Below are 2,500 nucleotides of genomic sequence, written 5' to 3' on the forward strand. Positions count from 1 at the left end.
AAGGCAGGCGCTCTAGCCAGCTGAGCTAATTCCCCCTCTAGTAGACTTCAGATTTTAGATCTCAGATTACAGACTTTATGGTCTGACATCTGATGTCTTATATCTTCCCGTCTTATAATTAGTAGTCTCGGGCAGGCTCGAACTGCCGACCTCTACATTATCAGTGTAGCGCTCTAACCAGCTGAGCTACGAGACTCTGTTATGAGTAATTAGTGATGAGTAATAAGTAATACTTCTTGCTCCTCTTCATTCCCCAATCTCTTTCCCTAATACTAATTTCTAGTGGGTTTTGTATTTTTAATATAATCAACCAAACAAAAAACTAAAGCTTGAACTTTAAGTAAGTTCTGTATCTTGCGATACTAATTTTTTTATCGTCTTTAAGACGCTCTAAAATGAGATGTTCCAGCCGCACCTTCCGGTACGGCTACCTTGTTACGACTTAGCCCTAGTTACCTGTTTTACCCTAGGCAGCTCCTGTTACGGTCACCGACTTCAGGTACCCCAGACTTCCATGGCTTGACGGGCGGTGTGTACAAGGCCCGGGAACGTATTCACCGCGCCATGGCTGATGCGCGATTACTAGCGATTCCAGCTTCATAGAGTCGAGTTGCAGACTCCAATCCGAACTGAGACCGGCTTTCGAGATTTGCATCACATCGCTGTGTAGCTGCCCTCTGTACCGGCCATTGTATTACGTGTGTGGCCCAAGGCGTAAGGGCCGTGATGATTTGACGTCATCCCCACCTTCCTCTCTACTTGCGTAGGCAGTCTCACTAGAGTCCCCAACTTAATGATGGCAACTAGTGACAGGGGTTGCGCTCGTTGCAGGACTTAACCTAACACCTCACGGCACGAGCTGACGACAACCATGCAGCACCTTGAAAAATGTCCGAAGAAAAGTCTATTTCTAAACCTGTCATTTCCCATTTAAGCCTTGGTAAGGTTCCTCGCGTATCATCGAATTAAACCACATAATCCACCGCTTGTGCGGGCCCCCGTCAATTCCTTTGAGTTTCATTCTTGCGAACGTACTCCCCAGGTGGCTAACTTATCACTTTCGCTTAGTCTCTGAAGCTTGCGCCCCAAAAACGAGTTAGCATCGTTTACGGCGTGGACTACCAGGGTATCTAATCCTGTTCGCTCCCCACGCTTTCGTCCATCAGCGTCAGTTGTTGCTTAGTAACCTGCCTTCGCAATTGGTGTTCTAAGTAATATCTATGCATTTCACCGCTACACTACTTATTCCAGCTACTTCAATAACACTCAAGACCTGCAGTATCAATGGCAGTTTCACAGTTAAGCTGTGAGATTTCACCACTGACTTACAGATCCGCCTACGGACCCTTTAAACCCAATAAATCCGGATAACGCTTGCACCCTCCGTATTACCGCGGCTGCTGGCACGGAGTTAGCCGGTGCTTATTCGTATAGTACCTTCAGCTACTCTCACGAGAGTAGGTTTATCCCTATACAAAAGAAGTTTACAACCCATAGGGCCGTCGTCCTTCACGCGGGATGGCTGGATCAGGCGCTAACCCATTGTCCAATATTCCTCACTGCTGCCTCCCGTAGGAGTCTGGTCCGTGTCTCAGTACCAGTGTGGGGGATCACCCTCTCAGGCCCCCTAAAGATCGCAGACTTGGTGAGCCGTTACCTCACCAACTATCTAATCTTGCGCGTGCCCATCTCTATCCACCGGAGTTTTCAATAAAAAACGATGCCGTTTCTTATATTATGGGGTATTAATCTTCCTTTCGAAAGGCTATCCCCCTGATAAAGGCAGGTTGCACACGTGTTCCGCACCCGTACGCCGCTCTCAAGATCCCGAAAGATCTCTACCGCTCAGCTTGCATGTGTTAGGCCTCCCGCTAGCGTTCATCCTGAGCCAGGATCAAACTCTCCATTGTATGTTTGTCTGACTCACTCAAAGTTTTTTAACGCTTTAGTTTTTCCTTACTTGGTTGTTATATTGTATGTCAATGATCTTTATATCTTCCGCTTTTCAACGAAGCAATCTTTCTGTCAGTGTCGCTCCGTATTTGCGAGTGCAAAAGTAAAACTTTATTTTGATTCGACCAAATGTTTTGAAAGAAAATTTTAAAGTTTTTTAAGTAACCTTAATCTCTTTCCTAACCCTTAATCCCTCTACTCCTGCGCTCCCTTAATTGGGACTGCAAAGATACAAACTTTATTTTAACTTGCAACTTTTAAATCCTAAAAATTAAAAGTTTTTTTTCGTCTGTCTCTTTCGTAGAGTATAATGTTTATGCTTATTTAAAAGCTCTTCTGCGCTTACTGAATCCATTTCGTTTTTCAGTGGGGCAAAGATAGAAACTTCATCTATTCCCCGCAAGTTTATTTAACATAAAGTTTACACCTATAAAGCAATTGTGAATAAGTATACGATTTAACTAACTGATTTGTTTATATTTAAATGTTTCCTTATACTTATCCACAATGTGGATAGATAATCTGGAGTTACCAAAAGAAAACCTGA

Annotated in this window: 2 tRNA genes and 1 rRNA gene (1 of these 3 only partly in view); all 3 read right to left on the minus strand. The window is 44.1% G+C overall.

Features of this window, described 5'->3' with window-relative positions:
- Positions 1-35, minus strand: a tRNA-Ala gene (locus NBX25_RS10755); it reaches 39 nt to the left of the window's first position.
- 87 nt (positions 36-122) lie between these two features.
- Positions 123-196, minus strand: a tRNA-Ile gene (locus NBX25_RS10760).
- 197 nt (positions 197-393) lie between these two features.
- A 16S ribosomal RNA gene (locus NBX25_RS10765) occupies positions 394-1,910 on the minus strand.
- Positions 1,911-2,500 lie beyond the last annotated feature (590 nt).

It is taken from the genome of Chryseobacterium sp. Marseille-Q3244 (assembly GCF_940807095.1).
GTDB lineage: Bacteria > Bacteroidota > Bacteroidia > Flavobacteriales > Weeksellaceae > Chryseobacterium.